This window comes from Aeromonas sp. sia0103, assembly GCF_963895295.1.
GTDB classification, from domain to species: Bacteria; Pseudomonadota; Gammaproteobacteria; order Enterobacterales; family Aeromonadaceae; genus Aeromonas; species Aeromonas encheleia.
The window spans coordinates 289,178-313,085 of record NZ_CAWQKG010000011.1 but is presented as its reverse complement, the minus strand read 5'-3'; the positions used below and the strand labels follow the sequence as shown (position 1 = coordinate 313,085).

General features: G+C 60.9%; 24 protein-coding genes. 11 read left to right on the top strand and 13 right to left on the bottom strand.

Translation table 11 applies throughout. The annotated features are described in order from the left end of the window. Both AACW18_RS04150 and tkt read right to left on the bottom strand, forming a co-directional pair. The gene (locus AACW18_RS04150) at positions 1-291 is read right to left on the bottom strand and encodes a hypothetical protein (protein WP_084228301.1); all 291 of its coding nucleotides are present in this window, start codon (positions 289-291) and stop codon (positions 1-3) included. A gap of 306 nt (positions 292-597) precedes the next feature. Then, a complete protein-coding gene (gene tkt / locus AACW18_RS04145) occupies positions 598-2,589 on the bottom strand; it encodes a transketolase (protein WP_218387909.1) in 1,992 nt (663 codons plus the stop codon). Positions 2,590-2,930: 341 nt separating this feature from the next. On the opposite strand from tkt, the gene metK reads away from it, so the two are divergent. The 7 genes from metK (at position 2,931) to ruvX (ending at position 8,458) form a co-directional block, all read left to right on the top strand. Continuing rightward, a complete protein-coding gene (metK, locus tag AACW18_RS04140; protein WP_042652646.1) occupies positions 2,931-4,082 on the top strand; it encodes a methionine adenosyltransferase in 1,152 nt (383 codons plus the stop codon). Between the two features lie 105 nt (positions 4,083-4,187). After that, entirely contained in the window at positions 4,188-4,712 is a 525-nt protein-coding gene (locus AACW18_RS04135; RefSeq protein ID WP_042652647.1) for a SprT family zinc-dependent metalloprotease, read from the top strand. A 72-nt stretch (positions 4,713-4,784) separates the two neighbouring features. Next, positions 4,785-5,483: an endonuclease gene (locus AACW18_RS04130; RefSeq protein ID WP_218290642.1), complete on the top strand. Its 699-nt coding sequence runs from the start codon at positions 4,785-4,787 to the stop codon at positions 5,481-5,483. 65 nt (positions 5,484-5,548) lie between these two features. Beyond that, positions 5,549-6,280, top strand: coding sequence for a 16S rRNA (uracil(1498)-N(3))-methyltransferase (gene rsmE / locus AACW18_RS04125; protein ID WP_218387908.1), 732 nt, complete (start codon positions 5,549-5,551; stop codon positions 6,278-6,280). A 51-nt stretch (positions 6,281-6,331) separates the two neighbouring features. Further along, positions 6,332-7,282, top strand: a complete 951-nt coding sequence (gene gshB, locus AACW18_RS04120) for a glutathione synthase (RefSeq protein ID WP_218387907.1) — start codon at positions 6,332-6,334, stop codon at positions 7,280-7,282. 143 nt (positions 7,283-7,425) lie between these two features. Next, entirely contained in the window at positions 7,426-7,980 is a 555-nt protein-coding gene (locus AACW18_RS04115) for a YqgE/AlgH family protein (protein ID WP_042652651.1), read from the top strand. A 58-nt stretch (positions 7,981-8,038) separates the two neighbouring features. Next, positions 8,039-8,458 carry a Holliday junction resolvase RuvX gene (ruvX, locus tag AACW18_RS04110; protein ID WP_218290640.1) on the top strand — a complete coding sequence of 140 codons (420 nt, stop codon included), beginning with the start codon at positions 8,039-8,041 and terminating at the stop codon, positions 8,456-8,458. Between the two features lie 69 nt (positions 8,459-8,527). On the opposite strand, the gene ampC is transcribed toward ruvX, so the two are convergent. Both ampC and AACW18_RS04100 read right to left on the bottom strand, forming a co-directional pair. Then, positions 8,528-9,694: an FOX/MOX family class C beta-lactamase gene (ampC, locus tag AACW18_RS04105; RefSeq protein ID WP_218387906.1), complete on the bottom strand. Its 1,167-nt coding sequence runs from the start codon at positions 9,692-9,694 to the stop codon at positions 8,528-8,530. Between the two features lie 261 nt (positions 9,695-9,955). Continuing rightward, entirely contained in the window at positions 9,956-11,395 is a 1,440-nt protein-coding gene (locus tag AACW18_RS04100) for an alanine/glycine:cation symporter family protein (protein WP_042652655.1), read from the bottom strand. A 725-nt stretch (positions 11,396-12,120) separates the two neighbouring features. Between AACW18_RS04100 and tal the strand changes: the two genes are divergently transcribed. Together tal and AACW18_RS04090 are read left to right on the top strand one after the other, a co-directional pair. After that, a complete protein-coding gene (gene tal, locus AACW18_RS04095; protein WP_218290638.1) occupies positions 12,121-13,071 on the top strand; it encodes a transaldolase in 951 nt (316 codons plus the stop codon). A 156-nt stretch (positions 13,072-13,227) separates the two neighbouring features. Then, on the top strand, positions 13,228-13,407 hold the full coding sequence (locus AACW18_RS04090; protein ID WP_042652657.1) for a DUF3545 family protein: 180 nt from the start codon (positions 13,228-13,230) through the stop codon (positions 13,405-13,407). A 145-nt stretch (positions 13,408-13,552) separates the two neighbouring features. Here AACW18_RS04090 and AACW18_RS04085 read toward each other — a convergent pair whose 3' ends face one another. Then, positions 13,553-14,101, bottom strand: coding sequence for a hemerythrin domain-containing protein (locus AACW18_RS04085; protein ID WP_042652658.1), 549 nt, complete (start codon positions 14,099-14,101; stop codon positions 13,553-13,555). Positions 14,102-14,316: 215 nt separating this feature from the next. Then, the gene (gene ung, locus AACW18_RS04080; protein WP_218387905.1) at positions 14,317-14,985 is read right to left on the bottom strand and encodes a uracil-DNA glycosylase; all 669 of its coding nucleotides are present in this window, start codon (positions 14,983-14,985) and stop codon (positions 14,317-14,319) included. 699 nt (positions 14,986-15,684) lie between these two features. Here ung and grcA point away from each other — a divergent pair. After that, positions 15,685-16,065 (top strand): autonomous glycyl radical cofactor GrcA, encoded by a 381-nt coding sequence (gene grcA / locus AACW18_RS04075; RefSeq protein WP_042652660.1) that lies wholly within the window; start codon positions 15,685-15,687, stop codon positions 16,063-16,065. Between the two features lie 151 nt (positions 16,066-16,216). On the opposite strand, the gene AACW18_RS04070 is transcribed toward grcA, so the two are convergent. From AACW18_RS04070 to hemA, 7 genes are all read right to left on the bottom strand, one after another. Beyond that, positions 16,217-17,494 (bottom strand): dicarboxylate/amino acid:cation symporter, encoded by a 1,278-nt coding sequence (locus AACW18_RS04070; protein ID WP_218387904.1) that lies wholly within the window; start codon positions 17,492-17,494, stop codon positions 16,217-16,219. A gap of 303 nt (positions 17,495-17,797) precedes the next feature. Further along, the gene (gene kdsA / locus AACW18_RS04065) at positions 17,798-18,652 is read right to left on the bottom strand and encodes a 3-deoxy-8-phosphooctulonate synthase (protein WP_042652662.1); all 855 of its coding nucleotides are present in this window, start codon (positions 18,650-18,652) and stop codon (positions 17,798-17,800) included. Positions 18,653-18,663: 11 nt separating this feature from the next. Next, complete coding sequence (locus tag AACW18_RS04060) at positions 18,664-19,464, bottom strand: SirB1 family protein (RefSeq protein ID WP_218387903.1); 801 nt, start codon at positions 19,462-19,464, stop codon at positions 18,664-18,666. Positions 19,465-19,475: 11 nt separating this feature from the next. Next, a complete protein-coding gene (locus AACW18_RS04055) occupies positions 19,476-19,862 on the bottom strand; it encodes a SirB2 family protein (RefSeq protein WP_218290636.1) in 387 nt (128 codons plus the stop codon). A gap of 44 nt (positions 19,863-19,906) precedes the next feature. Beyond that, positions 19,907-20,743, bottom strand: a complete 837-nt coding sequence (gene prmC / locus AACW18_RS04050) for a peptide chain release factor N(5)-glutamine methyltransferase (protein WP_218290635.1) — start codon at positions 20,741-20,743, stop codon at positions 19,907-19,909. Between the two features lie 55 nt (positions 20,744-20,798). Next, positions 20,799-21,887: a peptide chain release factor 1 gene (prfA, locus tag AACW18_RS04045; RefSeq protein WP_218290634.1), complete on the bottom strand. Its 1,089-nt coding sequence runs from the start codon at positions 21,885-21,887 to the stop codon at positions 20,799-20,801. A 51-nt stretch (positions 21,888-21,938) separates the two neighbouring features. Further along, entirely contained in the window at positions 21,939-23,198 is a 1,260-nt protein-coding gene (hemA, locus tag AACW18_RS04040; RefSeq protein ID WP_218387902.1) for a glutamyl-tRNA reductase, read from the bottom strand. A 125-nt stretch (positions 23,199-23,323) separates the two neighbouring features. Between hemA and lolB the strand changes: the two genes are divergently transcribed. Then, positions 23,324-23,902, top strand: a complete 579-nt coding sequence (lolB, locus tag AACW18_RS04035) for a lipoprotein insertase outer membrane protein LolB (protein ID WP_218387901.1) — start codon at positions 23,324-23,326, stop codon at positions 23,900-23,902. The last annotated feature ends 6 nt before the right edge of the window (positions 23,903-23,908 follow it).

The following is a 23,908-nucleotide window of genomic DNA, read 5'->3' as shown; positions in this document are numbered from 1 at the left end:
TTATAACTCAGCGTATATTTTCTTCATATGCTTATCTCCTTTCTTGTAGCCAGGAGGATCAATATGGAAAGTATTATTTGTAATTACCAAGTTAGATATGTCATCAACCAGACATAAATCCCACTCATGTCCAGGTGTTACATGCATCCCCTTAGTTTGGTAGCAACGCAATACGGTGTTTCCTTTACTGGACTCGCCAATAGCTACAGGTTGAGCTACACGAGCATAACCGCTATATGTAAACTCTATTTCTGAACGGCTTTTTATTGCAGACATCAATTTATTAATCATACCTACCCCTCATTGATAAACCCAACAAGTAGAGTACCCAACAAAAAGAGAGCCAAAGGTGACCACCATCACACAATTAAAACACACGTCATCCTAAATAAATCCAATTCGAACCACTAATTAATAGTAAAAAATATAATATATTTACTTAATGATGATGCACTCAGCTTAGAAGCCCAGCGAAAGCACGACATAAAAAGATAAAATGGATATAGATATAAACAACGCCCCCCATCTTGCGATGGGGGGCGTTTATCGACTCAGCACTTGGGCCCGGTGCTACTCAGCCCAAGGTGCCGACAGGCATTACAGGGACTCTGCGGTCGCAACCACGTTTTCCACGGTAAAGCCGAATTCCTTGAAAAGCAGCTCGGCCGGCGCGGACTCACCGAAGGTGGTCATGCCGATGATCTTGCCGCCGAAGCCCACGTACTTGTACCAGTAGTCGGCGATACCCGCTTCGATGGCGACACGCTTGGTGACGGACATCGGCAGGACGGACTCCTTGTACTCGGCAGACTGGGCATCGAACACGTCGGTGGCCGGCAGGGAGACCACGCGCACGGCACGGCCCTTGGCGGTCAGCTGCTCATAGGCGGCCACGGCCAGCTCCACTTCGGAACCGGTGGCGATCAGGAGAAGCTCCGGGGTACCGGCACAATCCTTCAGCACATAACCACCCTTGGCCACATCGGCCAGCTGCTGGGCGCTGCGGTCCATCTGGGGCAGGTTCTGACGAGAGAAGATCAGCGCAGTCGGGCCGTCCATACGCTCGATGGCGTGCTTCCAGGCGATGGCGGATTCCACCTGGTCACAGGGGCGCCAGGTGCTCATGTTCGGGGTCAGACGCAGGGAGGCGATCTGCTCCACCGGCTGGTGAGTCGGGCCATCTTCACCCAGACCGATGGAGTCGTGGGTGTAAACGAAGATGGCGCGCTGCTTCATCAGGGCGGCCATGCGCAGGGCGTTGCGGGCGTACTCCATGAACATCAGGAAGGTGGCGCCGTAGGGGATGAAACCCCCGTGCAGGGCGATGCCGTTCATGATGGCGGACATGGCGAACTCACGCACACCGTAGTGGATGTAGTTGCCCGCCGCGCTCTCAGGGGTAAGCGATTTGGAGCCGGACCACATGGTCAGGTTGGACGGCGCCAGATCCGCAGAGCCACCCATGAACTCGGGCAGCAGCTTGCCGAAGGCTTCCAGGGAATTCTGGGAGGCTTTACGGGTCGCGATCTTGGCCGGGTTAGCCTGCAGGGTCTCGATGATCTTGGCAGATTCGGCGGCCCAGTTGGCCGGCAGCTCGCCGACGGTGCGACGCTTGAATTCGCTTGCCAGGGTCGGGTGCGCGGCTTCATAGGCGGCAAACTTGGCAACCCAGTCGGATTCGAGCTTGGTGCCCTTCTCCTGGGCATTCCACTCGGCAGCGATCTCGGACGGAATGACGAACGGCGCGTGATCCCATTTCAGGAAGGCACGGGCGGCGGCGATCTCGTCGTTGCCCAGCGGTGAGCCGTGGCAATCGTGGGAGCCGGACTTGTTCGGTGAACCGTAGCCGATGATGGTACGGCAGCAGATCAGGGTCGGCTTGCCGGTCTCGGCCTTGGCGGCTTCGATGGCGGCGTTGATGGCTTCCGGGCTGTGACCGTCGACGGCCGGGATGACGTGCCAGCCGTAGGCTTCGAAACGCTTGGGGGTGTCGTCGGTGAACCAGCCTTCCACGTGACCGTCGATGGAGATGCCGTTGTCATCCCAGAACGCAATCAATTTACCCAGTTGCAGGGTACCGGCCAGGGAGCACGCCTCGTGGGAGATGCCTTCCATCAGGCAGCCGTCGCCCATGAAGGCGTAGGTGTAATGGTCAACGATGTCGTGACCCGGCTGGTTGAACTGCTCGGCCATGGCCTTCTCGGCGATCGCCATGCCCACGGCATTGGTGATGCCCTGACCCAGCGGGCCAGTGGTGGTCTCGATGCCGGGGGCATAACCGTACTCCGGGTGACCCGGGGTGCGAGAGTGCAGCTGGCGGAAGTTTTTCAGGTCATCGATGGAGAGGTCGTAACCGGAGAGGTGCAGCAGGGAGTAGAGCAGCATGGAGCCGTGGCCGTTGGACAGCACGAAACGGTCGCGGTCGGCCCACTTGGGGTTGTTCGGGTTGTGCTTGAGGTGGCCACGCCACAGCACTTCGGCGATATCTGCCATTCCCATGGGGGCGCCCGGGTGACCGGAGTTGGCTTTTTGAACGGCATCCATACTCAATGCGCGAATGGCATTGGCAAGCTCTTTACGAGAAGGCATCTGTATCTCCTGCGATTGCTTCATTTGATGGCCAAGATTAAGGCGCGTTATTGTCCCAGCAGGGCGGGCGCGGTGCAAATATTATCTGGGCGAATAAAGCGGCTTTGGGAGCACAATCGCTTTTCTTGCCCCGGCAAACGATTGACTCAGGCCCCCCTTCTACCCCAAACGGGGTGATTCAGCCGCCGGCCTTGGCCCGGGCGGGTCCAAACCAAAATAGTGCTGGCAATCACCCATTGGCCTAATTAAAATAGACGTCCAGATGTAGATACCTCTACAGTCATCCTGTCATTTTCCGGTTATGGCCAAGGCGATAACCCCATACGAATTGAGAACCAATCATGGCAAAGCTGTTTACTTCCGAGTCGGTCTCCGAAGGCCATCCCGATAAAATCGCCGACCAGATCTCCGATGCGGTGCTGGACGCCATCCTGGTGCAAGACACCAAGGCTCGCGTCGCCTGCGAGACCCTGGTCAAGACCGGCATGGTGATGGTAGCCGGCGAAGTGACCACCTCTGCCTGGGTCGACATCGAGCAGATCGTGCGCGACACCGTGCGCGAGATCGGTTACACCCACTCCGACATGGGCTTCGATGCCGACTCCTGCGCCGTGCTGAACGCCATCGGCAAGCAGTCCCCCGACATCAACCAGGGCGTCGACCGTACCGACCCGTACGAGCAGGGCGCCGGTGACCAGGGCCTGATGTTCGGCTACGCCACCAACGAGACCGAGGTGCTGATGCCGGCACCCATCACCTACTCCCACCTGCTGGTAAAACGCCAGGCCGAAGTGCGCAAGAACGGCACCCTGCCGTGGCTGCGTCCGGATGCCAAGAGCCAGCTGACCTTCGCCTACGACAACGAAGGCAAGATCCTGGGTGTGGATGCCGTGGTGCTCTCCACCCAGCATTGCGACTCCATCAGTCACAAGGATCTGGTGGAAGCGGTGCGTGAGGAGATCATCAAGCCGGTGCTGCCGACCGAGTGGATCACCAAGGACACCAAGTACTTCATCAACCCGACCGGCCGTTTCGTCATCGGCGGCCCCATGGGTGACTGCGGTCTGACCGGTCGCAAGATCATCGTCGACACCTACGGCGGCATGGCCCGTCACGGTGGTGGCGCCTTCTCCGGCAAGGATCCGTCCAAGGTGGATCGCTCCGCCGCCTACGCCGCCCGCTACGTGGCCAAGAACATCGTTGCCGCCGGTCTGGCGGATCGCTGTGAAATTCAGATCTCCTACGCCATCGGCGTGGCCGAGCCGACCTCCATCAGCGTCGAGACCTTCGGCACCGGCAAGGTCGCCGAGGAGCTGCTGGTCAAGCTGGTGCGCGAGCACTTCGAGCTGCGCCCCTACGGCCTCATCGAGATGCTGGATCTCAAGCGTCCCATCTACCAGGCGACCGCCGCCTACGGCCACTTCGGTCGCGACGAGTTCCCCTGGGAGAAGACCGACAAGGCTGCCCTGCTGCGCGACGTCGCCGGTCTGTAAGATCTCTGTTCTCAACAGCGCGGTGATATGCACCTTGTGACAAGAGGGGAGCCTGGCTCCCCTCTTGCTTGTCTGCCATTTGTTCGGCCATCAACAGGACTGCCCATGTCTTCCCTCCTCCACCCGGACGCCCAGCTCAGCGCGCGAGTCGAAGCCTGCTTCGTGCAGGCGGAGGCCCGCCTGGGTCGCAGCTTCCCACGCCCACGCATCCATCTGAACATGCGCGGCCGGGCGGCGGGCTCGGCACGGCTGCAGACCTGGGAGCTGCGCTTCAACCCCGCGCTCTATCAGGCCAATACAGCCGCCTTCCTGACCGAGGTGGTGCCCCACGAGGTGTCCCATCTGCTGGTTCATGCGCTCTGGGGCGAGGGCCGCGGCAAGTCGCGAGTGCTGCCCCACGGCAGGCAGTGGCAGTCGGTGATGCGTGAGGTGTTCAACCTCGAACCCAGAACCACCCACAGCTTCGATCTCGCCGTGCTGGGCCAGCGCACCCATGCCTACGCCTGCGACTGCCAGCAGCATCGGCTCTCCGTCCGCCGCCACAACAAGGTGCTGCGCGGCGAGGCGAGCTATCACTGCCGCCGCTGTCGCCAGCCATTGGTTCCCCTGAGGGAGCCGGTGACGGACTGAGCCAGCCTGTGTCGCGCCCCTGTGTTAGGGTGCGCACTTCTTCAACCAACTGTTTCATTGCCAAGGATCTTCATGTTTCGCCCTCTGCTCTCTCTCAGCCTCGGCCTGCTCATCAGTCTGCCGTTTTTCAGCTCGCCACTGCAGGCCCAGACCTTTCGCGCCGCCAAGCAGGATCTGAACACCCTCTATCAGAGCCACCCCACCACCTTCTACTGCGGCTGCAATATCAAATTCAGCGGCAAGAAGATGGCGCCCGACTGGGAGAGCTGCGGCTACCTGCCGCGCAAGCAGGCCTCTCGCGCCGCCCGCATCGAGTGGGAGCACGTGGTGCCCGCCTGGGAGTTCGGCCACCAGTTGCAGTGCTGGCAAGAGGGGGGACGCAAGAATTGCGGCAAGAGCGATGAGTTCAACCAGATGGAGGGGGACATGCACAACCTCTTCCCCGCCATCGGCGAGGTGAACGGCGATCGCGCCAACTACCGCTTCTCCGACTGGAACGGCAAGCCGGATCAGTACGGCAAATGCCAGATGCTGGTGGATTTCAAGACCCGCCAGGTGCAGCCCCCCAAGGGGCCGGTGCGTGGCCAGATCGCCCGCGCCTACCTCTACATGGGACAGCAGTATGGGCTGCGCCTCGCCGCGCAACAGCGTAAGCTGTTCGAAGCCTGGGACAGGCAGTACCCGGCGGATCGTTGGGAGTGCGAACGCAACCGTCGCATCGGCAAGCTGCAGGGCAATACCAACCCCTTCATTGAAAAGCAGTGCCAGTAACCCAATCTACCGGAGAGAGGGAAAACCTCCCTCTCCTTGAGCAAGCCAAGAGACTGTGATCAGCCATGCGCATTCCACGTATCTATGAACCGGCCGCCCTGCAGGTAGGCCAGATCCTCGCCCTGTCGGAAGACGGTGCCAACCATATAGGCCGGGTGCTGCGCATGCAGCCGGGCCAGCCGCTCGAGCTGTTCAACGGCGACGGCAATCAGTATGCCGCCACCATAGCCCAGGTCGGCAAGAAGTCGGTGGAGGTCAGCATCGATGGCTGCGAGGCGCAATCGGTGGAATCCCCCTTCGCCATCCATCTGGGCCAGGTGATCAGCCGGGGCGACAAGATGGACTTCACCATCCAAAAATCCGTGGAGCTCGGCGTCACCTGCATCACCCCGCTGTTTTCCGAACGCTGTGGCGTCAAGCTGCCGGCCGATCGGCTGGAGAAGAAGCGTGAACAGTGGCAGAAGGTGGTGATCAGCGCCTGCGAACAGTGTGGCCGCAATGTGGTGCCAGAGGTGCGTATGCCGATGGAGCTGGATGCCTGGCTGGCGGAAGAGACCCGGGAGCTCAAGCTCAACCTGCACCCGCGCGCCTCCTACAGCATCAGCACCCTGCCGGTGCCCGAGCATGGCGTGCGCCTGCTGATAGGCCCGGAAGGCGGCTTGTCCAGCGACGAGATCGCCCGTACTGTGCAGGAAGATTTCAAAGAGATGCTGCTGGGACCGCGGGTGCTGCGCACCGAAACCGCCGCCCTGACCGCCATTACCGCGCTGCAGTGCCGGTTTGGCGATCTGGCCTGAAACGGGTTCTGACAATCTCAAACGCAATCGAGCTACCAGAAGGATATTCGGATGACCATTAAACTCGGCATAGTGATGGACCCCATCTCGGCCATCAATATCAAGAAAGACTCCAGTTTCGCCATGCTGCTGGAAGCCCAGCGCCGTGGCTACGAGCTGTTCTATCTGGAGATGGCGGATCTCTACATGGAGGCGGGCCGCGCCTTTGGCACCATGCGTCCCCTCACGGTGGAGCAGAACCCGGCCAAGTGGTACGAGCTGGGTGAGGTGGTCGATCAACCCCTCTCCAGCCTGGACGTGATCCTGATGCGCAAGGATCCTCCCTTCGACACCGAATTCATCTATGCCACCTACATGCTGGAGCGGGCCGAGGATGAGGGCACCCTCATCGTCAACAAGCCCCAGAGCCTGCGCGACGCCAACGAGAAGCTCTACACCGCCTGGTTTGCCGAGCACACCCCGACCACCCTCGTCACCCGTCGGGCCGACAAGCTGCGGGCCTTCCACGCCGAGCACAAGGACGTGATCCTCAAGCCCCTTGACGGCATGGGTGGCGCCTCCATCTTCCGCATGAAGGAAGACGACGCCAACGTCGGGGTGATCATTGAGACTCTTACAGAACATGGGAGTCAGTACTGCATGGCGCAGACCTATCTGCCCGCCATCAAGCAGGGTGACAAGCGGGTGCTGGTGGTGGACGGCGAGCCGGTGCCTTACTGCCTGGCCCGCATCCCGGCCCAGGGCGAGACCCGTGGCAACCTGGCGGCCGGTGGCCGCGGTGAGGCGCGCCCCTTGAGCGAGGCGGACTGGGCCATCGCCCGTGCGGTCGGCCCCACCCTCAAGGCCAAGGGCCTCATCTTCGTCGGGCTCGACATCATCGGCGATCGGCTGACCGAGATTAACGTCACCAGCCCGACCTGCATCCGCGAGATCGAGGCCGCCTTCGACGTCTCCATCACCGGCATGCTGATGGACGCCATCGAACGCCGTCTGGCCGAGTGATGCCACTCAGGGGCCCTCGCGGCCCCTGTTCAATCTTTTGCGCGCCGGCGCCCAACTTCAGGCCCCTGGCGCGAAAAAGCGGTTTTGCCGGACGCCCCCAACTGCCATAATCATCCCAAACACCTTTGCACTATTTGGCCACTATGCAAACACTGCAAAACCATTTTCTGCTCGCCATGCCGAGCCTCTCTGACGCCTACTTCGAACGCTCCCTGGTCTATCTGTGCGAGCACAGCAGCGAGGGGGCCATGGGGCTGGTGGTCAACATTCCGGTCGACATGGCGCTGGATACCATGCTGACCAAGCTCAAGCTGACCCCGCCCGCCAGCCCGGAGATGAAGCAGCCCGTGCTGCAAGGCGGCCCGGTCCATGCGGATCGCGGCTTCGTGCTGCACAGCTTCCGGCCGGGCTTCAGCTCCACCCTGCAGGTGAGCGACGAGATGATGGTCACCACCTCCAAGGACATCCTCGAGACCCTCGGCACCGAGCAGGCCCCGGATCACTGGCTGGTCGCCCTCGGCTACGCCGGCTGGAGTGCGGGACAGCTCGAGCAGGAGCTGGTGGACGGCTCCTGGCTGGTGATCCCCCCCAACCCCAAGCTGGTGTTCGACACCCCCATTCACCAACGCTGGCAACAGGCCGCCGCCAGCATTGGAGTCAATCCCCTGCATCTGTCCAGTCAGGTGGGGCATAGCTAATTTCTTGCCAAGCGGGCCCCAGAGGCCCCTTTTCATTTACCCAGTATTGAGGAACTCCATGTCATCACGCAGCATCATGGGCTTTGACTACGGCACCAAGAGTATCGGCGTCGCCATCGGCCAGGAGCTCACGGGCACGGCCCAACCCCTTCGTTCCCTCAAGGCCAACGACGGTATTCCCAACTGGGACGAGATCGAGAAAGTGATCAAGGAGTGGCAACCGGACCTGCTGGTCGTCGGCCTGCCGTTGAACATGGACGGCACCGATCAGGAGATCACGGTGCGGGCCCGCAAGTTCGGCAACCGCCTGCATGGCCGCTTCGGCAAACCGGTGGAGTTCAAGGATGAGCGGCTCACCACCACAGACGCCCGTGCCCGGCTGTTCGAACGCGGCGGCTACAAGGCCCTCGACAAGGGCAGCGTGGATGGCGTCTCCGCCCAGCTGATCGTCGAAGCCTGGATGGAAGAGCAGTACTGAGGGGGGCTGCCCCCCTCTCTGTCGGATAGGAATCAAAAGCGCCGGGGCCCATCCCCGGCGCTTTTTTTATTACAGATCCAGCTGCTGCAAGATGGTATAGGCCGCCTCGACCCGCGCCGCATTGGGGTAGTTCCGATTGGCCAGCATGACGATGCCTATCCCCCTGGCGGGCACGAAGGCCACATAGGCACCGAAGCCATTGGTCGAGCCGGTCTTGTTATAGAGCCGCTGTTCGCCCATCACCCTTGGCGTCGCAAACCCCGTGACCGGATTGGTCTCGAGGCTGATCGCCGGTGAGTTGCCCGTCAACAGCGCCTGCCCGGTGACGGGATAGGCATAGCTCTCCCACCCCAGCCCCTGAGTCATCTCACCCACCGCATAGAAGCCGGTGTGGGTCATGGCTATCGCCTTTTGCAGCGCCTCATCACCATCAAATGCCAGGTTGGCGCCGACAAACTTCAGCAGATCCGCCGAGCTGGTCTTGATGCCATAGGCCTCGTCCGCCAGCACCCCGGGATTGACCCTGATGGGCTTGTCTTCCTTGGCGTAGCCATAGGCATAGTCCGCCATGGCGGTGTCGGGCACCCTGAGATAGCTGTGGTGCAGGCCGAGCCCGGGCAGCAAGGTCCCCGTCATCAGCTGCTCGAAGGGCTGCCCCAGGCTGCTCGCCGCGAGATGGCCGAACAGCCCTATGCTGGGGTTGGAGTACTGACGATGGGTGCCCGCCGGGTAGGCTGGCGTCCACTGGCGGTAGTAAGCCTGCATCTTGTCGGCCGAATCCACCTCGTCGGGGAATTGCAGCGGCAGGCCACCCGCGCTGTAGGTGGCCAGCTCGGCCATGGTGATGCCGTCGAAGGCAGAGCCCTTGAGCCAGGGGGCGTGCTGGCTCACCTTGTCATTCAGCTGGAAGCCCCCCTTTACCACGGCATAAGCCCCAAGCGTGGCCGTCAGGGTCTTGCTGACCGAGCCAATCTCGAACAGGGTCTGCTCGCTGACCCTGTCTCCCGTCGCCCTATTGGCCAGACCGTAGTTGAAGTAGTGGGCCTTGCCATCCTTGAGCAGGGCCACCGCCATGCCCGGGATCCGGTACTCCTTCAGCAGGGGTTGGATGGTGGCATCGACCATCTGACGCAGGGGGTCGGCCTGGGTCGGGTTTGATGCCGTGGCGGCCAGCGTCTGGCCAGCCCACAGCAGCGTGCTCGCCGTCAGCAATGTCATCCGCAAGTGTTGTTGCATGGTCATTTTATCCTCTCATCTGTCGGGCCCGCCGCACGCGCGACGAGCGGTGAGGCCAGCATAGCCGGCCAAGGTGTGCTGGATGTGAAGTCGCGTGAAGTGGCGGTGCCGATACCGAATGGAGGCCGCCCGCCTCCTCGGCCGACACCAGGCAGGCCCAGGCTCACCGCTTCCCACGCTCCGGGCAGGGCCCATGAAGCCATATGAAGAGGGGAGCCCATGGCTCCCCTCTTTCATTACCCAACCGGATCAACCCAGGACTCAGGCCTGCTTGCTCTTGGGCGGGTTGTCCCAGATCCCAGCTTCCAGTTGGCTGCGGATCTCCGGGTACTTGTTGGCATCGAAGGTGGGGACGCGACCCAGCTTGAGCTGATCGTTGTAATCCTTGGCCAGCTTGATGGCGACGCCGGAGAGCAGCAGTATGGCCACCAGGTTGACGATGGCCATCATCCCCATGGAGACATCCGCCAGGGCCCACACGGTCGGCAGCTCGCCCACCGAGCCGAACATCACCATGCCCAGCACGAACATCCGGAACAGCATCAGGCCGCCCTTGTGGTTGTGCTCGAGGAACACCAGGTTGGTCTCGGCGTAGGAGTAATTCGCGACTATGGAGGTGAAGGCGAAGAAGAAGATCGCCGCCGCGATGAAGATGTTGCCACCGCCACCGATCTGGGAGGAGAGCGCACGCTGGGTCAGCTCGACCCCGGTCACCCCTGAGCCCGGCTCAAACTGACCGGACATCAGTATGATGGCGGCGGTACAGGTACAGATGACGATGGTGTCCAGGAACACCCCCAGCATCTGCACATAGCCTTGTGAGGCCGGGTGCGGCGGATAGGGGGTCGCGGTCGCGGCGGCGTTGGGGGCAGAGCCCATGCCCGCCTCGTTGGAGAACAGGCCGCGCTTGATGCCGTTGATCATCGCCTGGGAGATGGCATAACCCATGGCGCCGGAACCCGCCTGCTCGATGCCGAAGGCAGACTTGATGATCAGCACAAACACCCCTGGCAATTCGCTGATGTTCATCGCCACCACGAACAGCGCCATCAGGATGTAGGCCAGTGCCATGAAGGGTACCACCAGCTCGGCGAAACGGGCGATGCCACGGATGCCGCCGAAGATGATGAGGCCGGAGAGCATCACCAGCGCCAGACCGGTGGCCCAGTCAGGGATACCGAAGGCCACGTTCATGGCCAGGCTGATGGAGTTGGCCTGCACCGCGTTGAACACCAGGCCGAATGCCAGCAGCAGACAGAGGGAGAACACCACCCCCATCCAGCGCATGCCGAGGCCGCGCTCCATGTAATAGGCCGGGCCGCCACGGTAGTTGCCGTCCTCGTCCTTGACCTTGTAGAGCTGGGCCAGGGTGCTTTCCACGAAGGCGGTGGCCATACCGATGAAGGCGATCAGCCACATCCAGAAGATGGCGCCCGGGCCACCCAGATAGATGGCGACGGCCACACCGGCCAGGTTGCCGGTACCCACGCGGGCGGCAAGGCTGGTACAGAGTGCCTGGAAGGAGGAGATGCCAGCCTTGTCGGATTTGCGGCTATTGCGCAATACCGAGAACATGTGGCCGAAGTGACGGACCTGGATAAACCCCAGGCGGAAGGTGAAAAAGATACCGACCCCAATCAGCAGGTAGATGAGCACAGCTCCCCACATCAGGTCGTTAATCATTGCGATCAAGGTGTCCATAATTCTCTCGTTGTTATCACATCCATGGCCAGTCTGCGCTGGCCGCTCTCTGTCAGTTTCCGAATTAGCGCTGCGCTAAAGGGGCGGAATCTAGCATAGGGAGGGAGTTCAGAATAGTGATTCAGCTCACTGACAAAGCAAAAAACGAGCGCTTAGATGCAAAAATGCTTCATTTATCACGCAAATATTCAACAATTTTTAGCGCCATATCAATCGCGCGACAAATTAGCCTCAAAAGAGAACCAATCACCCACGGGATGCCATGGCAGCAAATGAGGATTAAACCCAGACGAGAGAGAGGCAAGCGTTTGCCCCGGGATCCCGCGCCTGAGGCCGTGGCGGCGCCAAACGTTTTACACGTAATTAAATTTCAAGTAGCTGATAACACTATTTATGTGACCCTATTCACAGAATGGATAATCAACTAAAAAAGTTGCTTTTATTCGGCCCCGGGCCACGTCCAGGGGAATCAATAAAAGTTGTTTTTTATCAAACACTTTTGCCTACCCTTCCCCACCATTGCCGGCGCCTGGACGATTCGCATACAAGGCCCCCTATTGCAGGATGCGCCACATCCGTATTAATTAGGCAGGCAATGGCGATGGGTCGCCCCCATCGTGCTTTTCTGAGCCTGAGTCGCCGGGGTTTTGTAATTTTATTTCAGAACAGTCGTCTCACGCCCGCAACCCCTGGGATTGCTCCCTCATATAGAGATGATATTTGCTATGGCCGATAAATTAACCCAGCTGAAAGCCCTGACCACTGTTGTTGCCGATACCGGCGATATCGAAGCCATCAAGCGCTACCAGCCCATCGATGCCACCACCAACCCCTCCCTGGTGTTGAAGGCATCCGAGATCCCCGAATACGCGGCACTGATCGAAGACGCCATCCACTGGGCCAAGGCCCAGAGCCAGGACAAGGCACAGCAAATCATCGACGCGGGCGACAAGCTGGCGGTCAACATCGGTCTGGAAGTGCTGAAAATCGTCCCGGGCCGCATCTCCACCGAGGTGGATGCCCGTCTCTCCTTCGATACCGACGCCAGCATCGCCAAGGCGCGCAAGCTGATCCGCCTCTACAACGAAGCCGGCATCACCAACGATCGCATCCTGATCAAGCTGGCCTCCACCTGGGAAGGGATCCGTGCCGCCGAGGTGCTGGAGAAAGAGGGTATCCAGTGCAACCTGACCCTGCTGTTCTCCTTCGCCCAGGCCCGTGCCTGTGCCGAGGCCGGCGCCTTCCTGATCTCCCCCTTCGTGGGCCGCATCCTCGACTGGTACAAGGCCAAGCACAACCGTGACTACAGCGCGAGCGAAGATCCGGGCGTGGTCTCCGTCACCGCCATCTACGACTACTACAAGCAGCACGACTACCAGACCGTGGTCATGGGTGCCAGCTTCCGCAACACCGGCGAGATCCTGGAACTGGCCGGCTGTGACCGCCTGACCATAGGCCCTGCCCTGCTGGAAGAGCTGAGCAAGAGCGAAGGCGCCGTGGTGCGCAAGCTGAACTACACCGGCGAGCGCAAGGCTAAACCGGCTCCGCTGAGCGAAGCCGAATTCCGCTGGGAGCTGAACCAGGACGCCATGGCCGTCGAGAAGCTGGCCGAAGGCATCCGCATGTTCGCCGTCGACCAGGGCAAGCTGGAAACCATGCTGGCCGGTCGCCTCTGATAGGGGGCTCACCCCGATAAAAACCGGGCTCCCGCGAGGGGGCCCGGTTTTTTTATGCGCGCCCTCCGATTGTCACGAGAGCGTCACGAAAACGTTTTATTTTTAATGGCGTTATGTTATACGAGTGGTGAAAACGATAAAACCAAGGAGGGCGCCATGGAAATGTTCAGCTTCGATTTTGACGAGGTAGTTGAACTGGGTTCGCGTAGCCGCGGGACAACGGGAAAGAAACGTAAATGGCGTGAGATCGAGGCGTTGAAAGACAAGCACCGCCTGCAGAAGGAGCTGCAATCCATCGATATCGCCTACGAAGGCTCGGAAGAGCTGGAGCTGTAAAAAACAGCGTCCCGGGCTAAGCACGAGGCGTTGAAATGCAGAAGATGTTGTATCCCACCGGCATCGCCGACCAAGGCTCGGACGAGCTGGAACTGTAAAAACAACGCCCCGGCCAAGCCGGGGCGTTGTTTTTGACCCCTGGCGATCAGGGCGAGAGCGGCAAGGACAGCTGTTTGGACAGCGCCTGGAAGTGCTGGCTCACCTCGGCCCCGAACAGGGGATCATTGATGGCCCGGTTCTGCCAGACCTGCTCGAGCTGACGCCAGTCATCTTCGGTCAGGGAATCGCGCAGATGGGGGAAGATCACCCCCTCCTCGTAGTGCATGTGCGCCTCCTGCTGGTCGATGAACTGCTCCAGCCGGGTCGTGAACTGATCCAGCGGGATGACGGCATCCATCAGGATCATCTCCACCATCTCCTTGAGCTCGGTACCGGCCTCCAGCAGGCGGGCGTGCTCCTCCTGCAGCCGGTTCGCCACCTCCCCTTCCACTACCCGGTATTTCAGGTAGTAGTCATAGATCAGATCCTCCTTGGGATGGTGATAGGTGTCGGACACCTCCCGCAAATAATCCACCACGTCCCGGATCAGGAAGTAGCTGATCTGCTGTTCGCTGCGTATCGCGGCAAGCTTGTATTTCAGCAGTTGCAGCAGCTTGGCGATGTTGAGGTGATCCTTATGCAGACTGGATAACATGGGCACTCCTTGGCACTGAAATGAAAAAATCCTGCTTCGAGTATACGGTCATTTATTGCGCCAACTTTGCACTCAATCAAATCTGACGCAGACAATCCCTTCTCGTATACCCTAGTGCTTTGACCACATCCATCGCCACTTTACGCCCAGAGCATCCCTGTTTACACACCGGGGTAGGCGTACAAACAGGGACAGTTTCGCAGGGAAGGCTTCGGTTATTCGCAGACCGAGAGCCAGTTGATGGGGCTCATGCCCTGCTGGGTCAGCAGGCGGTTGGTTTCGGAGAAGTGACCGCAGCCGATGAAGCCGCGATGGGCGGAGAGCGGGCTGGGATGGGGCGCGCTCAGCACATGGTGGCGCGTGCGATCTATGATGCGGCCCTTCTTCTGGGCGTGGGCCCCCCACAGCAGGAAGACCACGCCCTGGCGGCTGGCGTTGACCTGCTCGATGACCCTATCGGTGAAGGTCTCCCAGCCCAGGTGGGCGTGGGAGTGGGCCATGCCTGCCTGCACCGTCAGCACGGTGTTGAGCAGCAGCACCCCCTGGCTGGCCCAGGACTCCAGGAAACCGTGGCTGGGGGTGACAAAGCCCGGCAGATCCCGCTGCATCTCCTTGTAGATGTTGACCAGCGAGGGGGGCGTGCGCACGCCGGGCAGCACGGAGAAGCAGAGGCCATGGGCCTGATCCGGCCCGTGATAGGGATCTTGTCCCAGGATCACCACCTTGACCTCGTCCAGCTCGGTCAGCTTGAAGGCATTGAACACTTCGGTGGCGGGGGGATAGATCACCTTACCCGTCTCCCGCTCGCTCCTGACGGTCGCCAGCGTCGTCTTGAAATAGTCCTGCTCTTTCTCAGAACCAATCACATCTTTCCAGGTCAGCACCCCGGTCTCCTCAATGAAACGGCAAGGGGCTCAGGATAGGGGCCAAGGCCACAAGACGCAACCGCGACTCGGCCTGCCGATGGGTCGGGGACGGTCGGACACCCTCCCTGCTCTGGGTTGAGGCGCCTTGGCGCGAACGGCTCCTCTCTATGCTTTCTAGGCCTCGCGCGCACCACAGACGCCCCCTCAAGCCGAGCCGTGGGCGGCGGCTGCCAGTGACGCAGCCCTCCCCGTCGCTATGGAGCGCTATCCGCGCTTCGTGCACACCACCGCCGGAACTCCCCCTTCTGCTTATGTTGCTGTTGCTGTTGCTGTTGCTGTTGCCCCCTGATTGCACTAACAGGTGAAGAGGCTCAACTGCGACTAACCTACCCCGGTTTTAGCGGTCGGTGACACCATAAGATGTAGTTAAATTACTAGATTTGATAAATAAAAAATGCATAATCAATGCATCTTAATAAATCATAAAAATGATTCAATTTTGATTAAGCTCAATGATTTAACTCTATGCATCCGGCGTTATCTGCGTATTTTTTGATTTGGATCAATTTTCGTATTATTACCATCGTGGTATATATGACCCCAACGAAGTAAAGGTGTAAGGCAAGGCCCATTAAATCATCCTGTCATCAAGGTGGTTTAAAAACATCAGGGTAATGTTCTTACCGTTGAATCCGCTTTCCTATGAGGAGTCATACCATGATCAAGGGCATCCAAATCACCCAGTCCGCCAACGCCGCACTGCTGAACTCTTTCTGGCTGTTGGACGAAGAGAAGCAACAGGCTCGTTGCATCTGCGCCAAGGGCGACAGCTTCGCCGCCGATCAGGAAGTCGCACTGTCCGACCTGGGCCAGTTCGAATATCGCGAGCTGCCGGTACAGACCGAGCCGATGGTCGAGGGTGGCCAACACCTGAACGTCAACGTGCTGAGCCGTGAGACCCTGGAAGAGGCCATCGCCAATCCGGAGAAGTATCCGCAGCTCACCATCCGTGTCTCCGGCTACGCCGTGCGTTTCAACGCCCTGACCCCGGAACAGCAGCGTGACGTGATCACCCGCACCTTCACCAAGAGCCTGTAATTCGCCCGGCGATAACAGCTTCCACGAAAAACGGCCCTCTCGGGCCGTTTTTTTATGCATGACTATTCCTAGCAGACCCAGGCTCGATGGCAGAGGGGTCAAAGGCAAGTCTTGACGGCTTGGCGATGGCCGCCCCGCTCCCCCTGCCCCCTCAATGCTGCTCGACCTTCACGGCAGGCCCATTGGCGAGCACCTCGTGCATCTGCTGCTCATCGAGTTGATCGCAGTAACGGGCCACCACCAGGGTGGCGACGCCGTTGCCGATGAGGTTGGTCAGGGCGCGCGCCTCCGACATGAAGCGATCTATTCCCAGGATCAGCGCCAACCCGGCGAGCGGCAGGTGCCCCACCGCCGAGATGGTGGCCGCCAGCACGATGAAGCCACTGCCGGTGACCCCGGCCGCCCCCTTAGAGGAGATGAGCAGCACCACCAGCAGGGTGATCTGCTGGAACAGGTCCAGCGGCGTGTTGGTCGCCTGGGCGATGAAGATGGCCGCCATGGTCAGATAGATGGAGGTACCGTCCAGGTTGAAGGAGTAGCCGGTCGGGATCACCAGACCCACCACCGACTTCTTGCAGCCGAGCGCCTCCATCTTGACCAGCATGCGGGGCAATACGGATTCGGAAGAGGAGGTCCCCAGCACGATCAGCAGCTCTTCCTTGATATAGGCAATAAAGCGCAGGATGCTGAAACCATTGGCCCTGGCAATACTGCCCAGCACCATGAAGATAAACAGCAGGCAGGTCACATAGAAGCAGGCAATTAACTGGCCGAGCTGAACCAGTGAGCCGATACCGTATTTCCCTATGGTAAACGCCATGGCACCAAAGGCCCCAACCGGTGCCAATTTCATGATCATGTTGATGATGCCGAAAATAACCTGGGAGAAGCTGTCGATGACATTGAAGATTAATTTACCCTTCTCGCCGATATGGTGCAGGGAAAAGCCGAACAACACCGCAAATAACAGCACCTGCAATATATTGCCACTGGCAAAGGCGCCGATCACGCTGCCCGGGATCACGTCCAGCAGGAAGGCGATGATGCCCTGCGACTTGGCTTGCTCGGCATAGGCCGAGATGGAGCTGGCATCCAGAGTGGCGGGATCCACGTTCATGCCGACCCCGGGCTGCAGCAGGTTGACCACACACAGGCCGATGACCAGGGCGATGGTGCTCACCACTTCAAAGTAGAGCAGCGCGATGGCACCGGTTTTCCCCACCGCCTTCATGCTCTCCATGCCGGCGATGCCGGTCACCACGGTACAGAAGATGACGGGGGCAATGATCATCTTGATTAATTTCACGAAGCCATCGCCCAGTGGCTTCATATCCGCGCCGAGATCGGGATAGATATGCCCCAGACACACCCCCAGGGTGATCGCGAGCAACACCTGAAAATAAAGGCTGCTGAATATTTTCTTGTGCATGATTAACGTCCTGTTAATTAATTGACAGCGATATGGCAGAAATAAGCATGCAGGAGCCCGTAACGAGATATCACCATTCTCTCGCCTGCTTCATGCTATTTCGTCATCGTAACGGCGCCACTTTCACACGTTATAAAAAGCAATTAAGAGACATTAATCACACAACATATTTAACATCATTAACACCACGGCAACCATGATATATTTGGTCGGTGATTTATTTTGGACCTTAATGAAAACATTCTGGATATAAAAATGCCCCGCATGGCGGGGCATTTTTCATCACGGAAGCTGAACCGTGGATCAGATGGAGGTATCGAGGGGCTCGAAGCCCTTGATGAGGTCGTCGATCGCCTTCATCTGCTTCAAGAAACCTTCCAGCTTGTCCAGCGGCAGAGCGCTCGGGCCATCGCAGCGGGCCACTTTCGGATCGGGATGAGATTCGATAAACAGGCCGGCCAGGCCAACCGCCATGCCGGCGCGGGCCAGCTCGGCCACCTGCTCGCGGCGGCCACCGGAGGCGGCCCCCAGCGGATCGCGGCACTGCAGGGAGTGGGTCACGTCGAAGATCACCGGATAGCCGCCGGTGCTCTTCTTCATCACGCCCAGGCCCAGCATGTCCACCACCAGGTTGTCATAACCGAAGTTGGCGCCGCGTTCGCACAGGATCAGGCGATCGTTGCCGCACTCCTCGAACTTGTCGGTGATGTTCTTCATCTGGCTCGGGCTGAGGAACTGCGGCTTCTTGATGTTGATGACGTTGCCGGTGCGGGCCATGGCCTCCACCAGATCGGTCTGGCGCGCCAGGAAGGCGGGCAGCTGGATCACGTCCACCACCTCGGCGACCGGCTTGGCCTGATGCACCTCATGCAGATCCGAGATGACCGGCATGCCGAAGGTCGCCTTGAGCTCCTGGAAGATCTTCATCCCCTCTTCCAGACCCGGTCCCCGGTAGGAGTGGATGGAGGAGCGGTTGGCCTTGTCCCAGCTCGCCTTGAACACGAACGGGATGCCAAGCTTGCTGGTCACTTCCACGTACTTCTCGCACACCGCCATCGCCATGTCGCGGGATTCCAGCACGTTCATGCCGCCAAACAGCACGAACGGCTTGTCGTTGGCCACATCGATGTCGTTGATCTTGATATTTTTCTGTTCCATCTCAGGCATCCTTAATGGAGGGGCTTGGGGCTAAGATCCAGCGAGGCCAGCTGAGTCTTCAGCACATCGGCCACCGGATCGTCCGGGCATTGTTCAATGAAGTATTCAAAGTCGTCGGCGGCGAAGCGGGGGCAGTCGAGCTGCTCGTAGATGAAGCCCCGATCCCGCGTCTCCAGCGGATCGCCTGGCTTCATGCGCAGCAGCAGCTCGCTGCAGCGCAGCGCCTCTGTCATGCGATCCTCCCGCAGCAGGGCGCCCTTGCTGACGTTGAGCAGCCGCTCGATGATCTCCCACTGCCCGCAGGGCTGCAGATGGTCATCGCTCAGGGTCGCCAGATTGCCGAGGGCGCCGCGCAGCAGCAGCTCGATGTGGTGCCGGCTCAGCTCATCGCCGTTGAAGGGGTCCACATAGACCTCCCCCTCGCTGCCGGCGAAGCTCACCAGGAAGTGGCCGGGGAAGCAGATCCCCTCCACATCCAGGCCTATCTTGCGGCCCAGCTGGATGATGAGGATGCCGAGGCTCACCGGAATGCCCTGCCTGCGCGCCAGCACCTGGGCCAGATCGCAGTTGATGGCCGAGAAGTAATCCTGCCAGTCGCCCCGAAAGCCCAGGGACTGGTAGAAGCCCTGCAGCAGCTGGCGGCGCACCTCGTCACAGTTGCCCTCGGTAATCGTCTCGTCCAGCCAGCTATCGAGGTGGGCCAGCTCGGCCTCGCCAGAGCCGGTTCGACCCAGGATCTCGTCGCTGACGGAAAGCGCCAGCTCGGCCAGATCATGGGCCTCGAAGTCGGTCCATTCGTCCACACGTATCATCGTCATCATTCCTAACCGAACAGACTGGCCTGCTTCAGCACCGCGAGCTTGGCAATAAAGAACAGCCACCCCAGGGCTCCCAGGAAGGCAAACCAGCGGATGGTATTGCTGCGGGCCAGGCGCAGCGCCATCATGCCTAAGAATGCCACCACCAGGATGGCGGTCAGCTTCTCGCTGAGCCAGGGGGTGCCGTTGTTGAGCGGGTTGAGATCCAGCACCATGCACAGCAGCACGCCGGAGAGCACCACCAGCCCGTTGAGCCAGCCGCTCAGCTGCATGACCCCGCGGCTGTAAGCGCGGCCGGTGCCGCTGGTCTGAACCCAGTAAAAGCGCAGTATAAACATCAGCACCGCCGATGCTATCAGCATCAGATGCAGATGCTTGAGAACAACATACATAACCTGTCCTTGCACAAATAGGGCAGGCCCGGGCCTGCCCTCACTCAGGATTGAGCCAGGCACCCCAGGGTCACCCGCTCGTTATCGCCATAATCGCGCACGGTTGCCACCTGCTGGTAGCCATGCTGCAGCAGAAGTTGACGCACCGCTTCCCCTTGATCCCAGCCGTGCTCCAGCAGCAGCCAGCCGCCGGGCACCAGATGGGCCGGCGCCTGCGCCACTATGAGGCGGATATCCGCCAGCCCCTGCTCGTCCGCCACCAGGGCGGAGCGGGGCTCGAAGCGCACGTCACCCTCATCCAGATGGGGATCCGCCCCGTCGATATAGGGCGGATTGGAGACGATCAGATCAAAGCGCGGGGCCTGCGCCAGTGGCTCGAACCAGCTGCCGTCCCGCACCTCTATGGGCAGCGCCAGCGCCGCGCTGTTGTGGCGGGCCAGGGCGGCCGCCTCGGGCATTCTGTCCACCGCCCACACAGTCGCATCGGGCCGTTCGGATTTGAGCGCGAGCGCGATGGCGCCGGTGCCGGTGCCGAGATCCAGCAGGCTGCAGGGGCCGGCTGGGAGTCGGGCCAGCGCCTGCTCCACCAGCACCTCGGTGTCGGGGCGCGGGATCAGGGTGGCCGGGCTCACCTTGAGGGGCAGCGACCAGAACTCACGCTCCCCCACCAGATGGGCGATGGGCTCGCCGGCCAGCCGGCGGACGAGCCAGCCGGCCAGGGTCGCCTGCTGGGCGCCATCGAGCTCGCGCTCCGGCCAGGTCATCAGATAGCTGCGCCGGCAGCCCAGCAGATGGCAGAGCAGCGCATCGGCGTCGGCACGGGGGGATTCCCCGGAGGCCAGGGTCGCCATGATGTGCGCGCGGGCCTGCTGGATCTGCATCAGTGGTTCTCCGCCAGGGTGATCGCGCCAGGAGCGCGCGGCCGTCGGTTCAGCACTAGCTGTTTTCCGCCAGGGAGGCGAGCTGATCGGCCTGGTATTCCTGCACCAGCGGGGTGATCACGCAGTCGAGATCCCCTTCCAGGATCTCCCCCAGCCGGTAGAGGGTGAGGTTGATGCGGTGCTCGGACAGGCGCCCCTGGGGGTAGTTGTAGGTGCGGATGCGCTCGGAGCGATCGCCAGAGCCCACCAGGTTGCGGCGGGTGCTCTGCTCGGCGGCGCGGTGGCGCTCGTCCTCGGCCGCCTGCAGGCGGGCGGAGAGCACCGACATCGCCTTGGCGCGGTTCTTGTGCTGGGAGCGCTCATCCTGGCACTCCACCACCAGCCCGGTCGGCAGGTGGGTGATGCGGATGGCGGAATCCGTCTTGTTGACGTGCTGACCACCGGCCCCGGAGGCGCGGAAGGTGTCTATCTTCAGGTCGTTTGTATTGATCTCGATCTGCTCGGCTTCCGGCACTTCCGGCAGCACGGCCACGGTACAGGCGGAGGTGTGCACCCGGCCCTGGGATTCGGTCTCCGGCACCCGCTGCACGCGATGGCCGCCGGACTCGAACTTGAGTCGACCGTAGACGCGCTCGCCGTCTACCTTGGCGATCACCTCCTTGTAGCCACCGTGCTCGCCGTCGTTGCAGCTGACGATGGAGACGCGCCAGCCCTGGCGCTCGGCGTAACGGGAATACATGCGGAACAGATCGCCGGCGAAGATCGCCGCCTCGTCACCGCCGGCCCCGGCGCGGATCTCCAGGTAGCAGTTGTTGTCATCCTTGGGGTCGCGCGGCAGCAGCATCACCTGCAGCGCCTGCTCCTGCTCCTCCAGCGCGGCCTTGACCAGCGGCAGCTCCTCCTGCGCCATCTCGCGCAAGTCGCTGTCGGCGTCCTCCAGCATCAGCTTGGTGGTCTCCAGATCGTCTTCGGCCTGGCGGAAGCGCTGGAAGGCGTGAACGATATCTTCCAGCTGGGCATATTCCCGGGTCAGGGCGCGGTAGCGATCCTGATCCGAGGCCACGCCGGGCTCGCCGAGCAGGGCCTGAACTTCTTCGTGGCGCTCGATGAGGCCTTCCAGCTTTCTGATCAGTGACGGATTCATAAATCTTGTGTTCTCGATGGAGGTAGGGACGGCCGGCTGGCCACCCCGGCACTATGACTCTTGTGACAACCCCAGCACCTGCCGCAGCTGGGACAGCTTGTGGGCATCGCCCTGGGCTGCCGCCTGGCGCAAGGCCTGGGTCGGTGCGTGGATCAACTTGTTGGTGATGCGATGGGCCATGGCCTTGAGCGCCTGCTCGGCGCTCTCGCCCTGCTGCAAGGCCAGCAAGGCGCGCTGCAGCTCCTCGTCGGCGACCTGCTGGGATTGGTGCCGGTAATCGCGAATGAGATCCACCGAGTGCTGGCTGCGATACCAGCCCATGAAGTCGTCGCGCTCTTCCTGCACTATGAGCTCCGCCTCGGCCGCGGCCTTCTTGCGGGTCTCGAGGTTCTGCTCGATGATGCCCTGCAGATCGTCCACCGTGTAGAGATAGGCATCGGACAGCTCATCCACCTCGGCCTCGATGTCCCGCGGCACGGCGATGTCCACCAGGAACATGGGTCGGCTGCGGCGGGCCTTGAGCGCGCGCTCCACCATGCCCTTGCCGAGGATGGGCAGGGGGCTGGCGGTCGAGCTGATGACGATGTCCGCCTCGTGCAGGTAGTCCGGGATCTCTTCCAGGGTCATCACCTGGGCACCGAACTCCTCGGCCAGCAGCTGGGCCCGCTGCAGGGTGCGGTTGGCCACCATCATCCGGGTGACGTTCTGCTCGCGCAGGTGACGGGCCACCAGCTCTATGGTCTCGCCGGCGCCGATCAGCAGCACCTTGGTCTGGGAGAGATCGGAGAAAATGCGGCGGGCCAGGCTCACGGCGGCGAAGGCCACCGACACGGCACTGGCGCCGATCTCGGTATCGGTACGCACCCGTTTCGCCACCGAGAAGGATTTCTGGAACAGCCGCTCAAGGGATCCCTTCAGCGCCTCGGATTGCTGGGCATGGGCGTAGGACTGCTTGATCTGCCCCAGGATCTGCGGCTCCCCCAACACCAGGGAGTCGAGGCCGCAGGCGACCCGCATCAGGTGGCGCACCGCCTCTTCGTCCCGATGCTGGTAGATGGCGGAGACCACCTCGGCCGCATCCAGCTTGTGGAAGGCCTGCAGCCAGTGCAGCACCTGCTCCCCCTCGCCACGCTCCAGGCTGCAATACAGCTCGGTGCGGTTGCAGGTGGAGACGATCACCGCCTCGCTGACACCGGGCTGCTCCACCAGCTCACGCAAGGCGCGATCGATACAGTCCGGGCCAAACGCGACCCGTTCCCGCAAGGCGACACTGGCGGTGTTGTGGTTGATTCCGAGGGCAAGCAGACTCATGAGTGGGTGGTGATCATTTCGTGCACAGGGTGTAAAGGCCGTCAATTGTACGAGAAAGGGTAAGTCTTTAAAAGCGATACGGCCGCCCCTTATACTGTGGCAAACCTCTTATCCGGAGCACGACCTTGTTCTTGCGTATTTTCTCCCTCATCTGCCTGCTGTTGCTGGCCGGCTGTACTACCACCTCGCCCCAGCGGGATCAGGTCAACTGGCAGCAGGAACGCGCCCGTCTCGAGCAGCTGACTCACTGGCAGCTGTCGGGCAAGATGGCCATCATCACCGCCCAACAGAAGGGCAGCGCCCGCCTCAACTGGCAACAGGATGGCGACGACTATCGCCTCAATCTGAGCAGCATCGTCGGCACCCACATCCTGGAGCTCTCCCGCAGCAAGGGCGAGGTGACCCTGATAGACAACGACGGCAAGCAGCACCAGAGCCAGGACGCCGAGGCGCTCATCTATCAGCTCACCGGCTGGAACATCCCGGTGCAGGGGCTGCCCGAATGGATCAAGGGGCTGCCGGGCAAGGCCGAGTTCGAGCTCAATCCCGACGCCAGCCTGGCCTCGGTGCGGGATGGCCAGTGGCAGATCGTCTATGGCGACTACCGGGATCAGGCCGGCTATCGCCTGCCCCATCTGCTGACCATGACGGGCCAGGGCAGTCGCCTCAAGTTGCAGATCAACCAATGGACCCTGACTCCCTGATGGCCG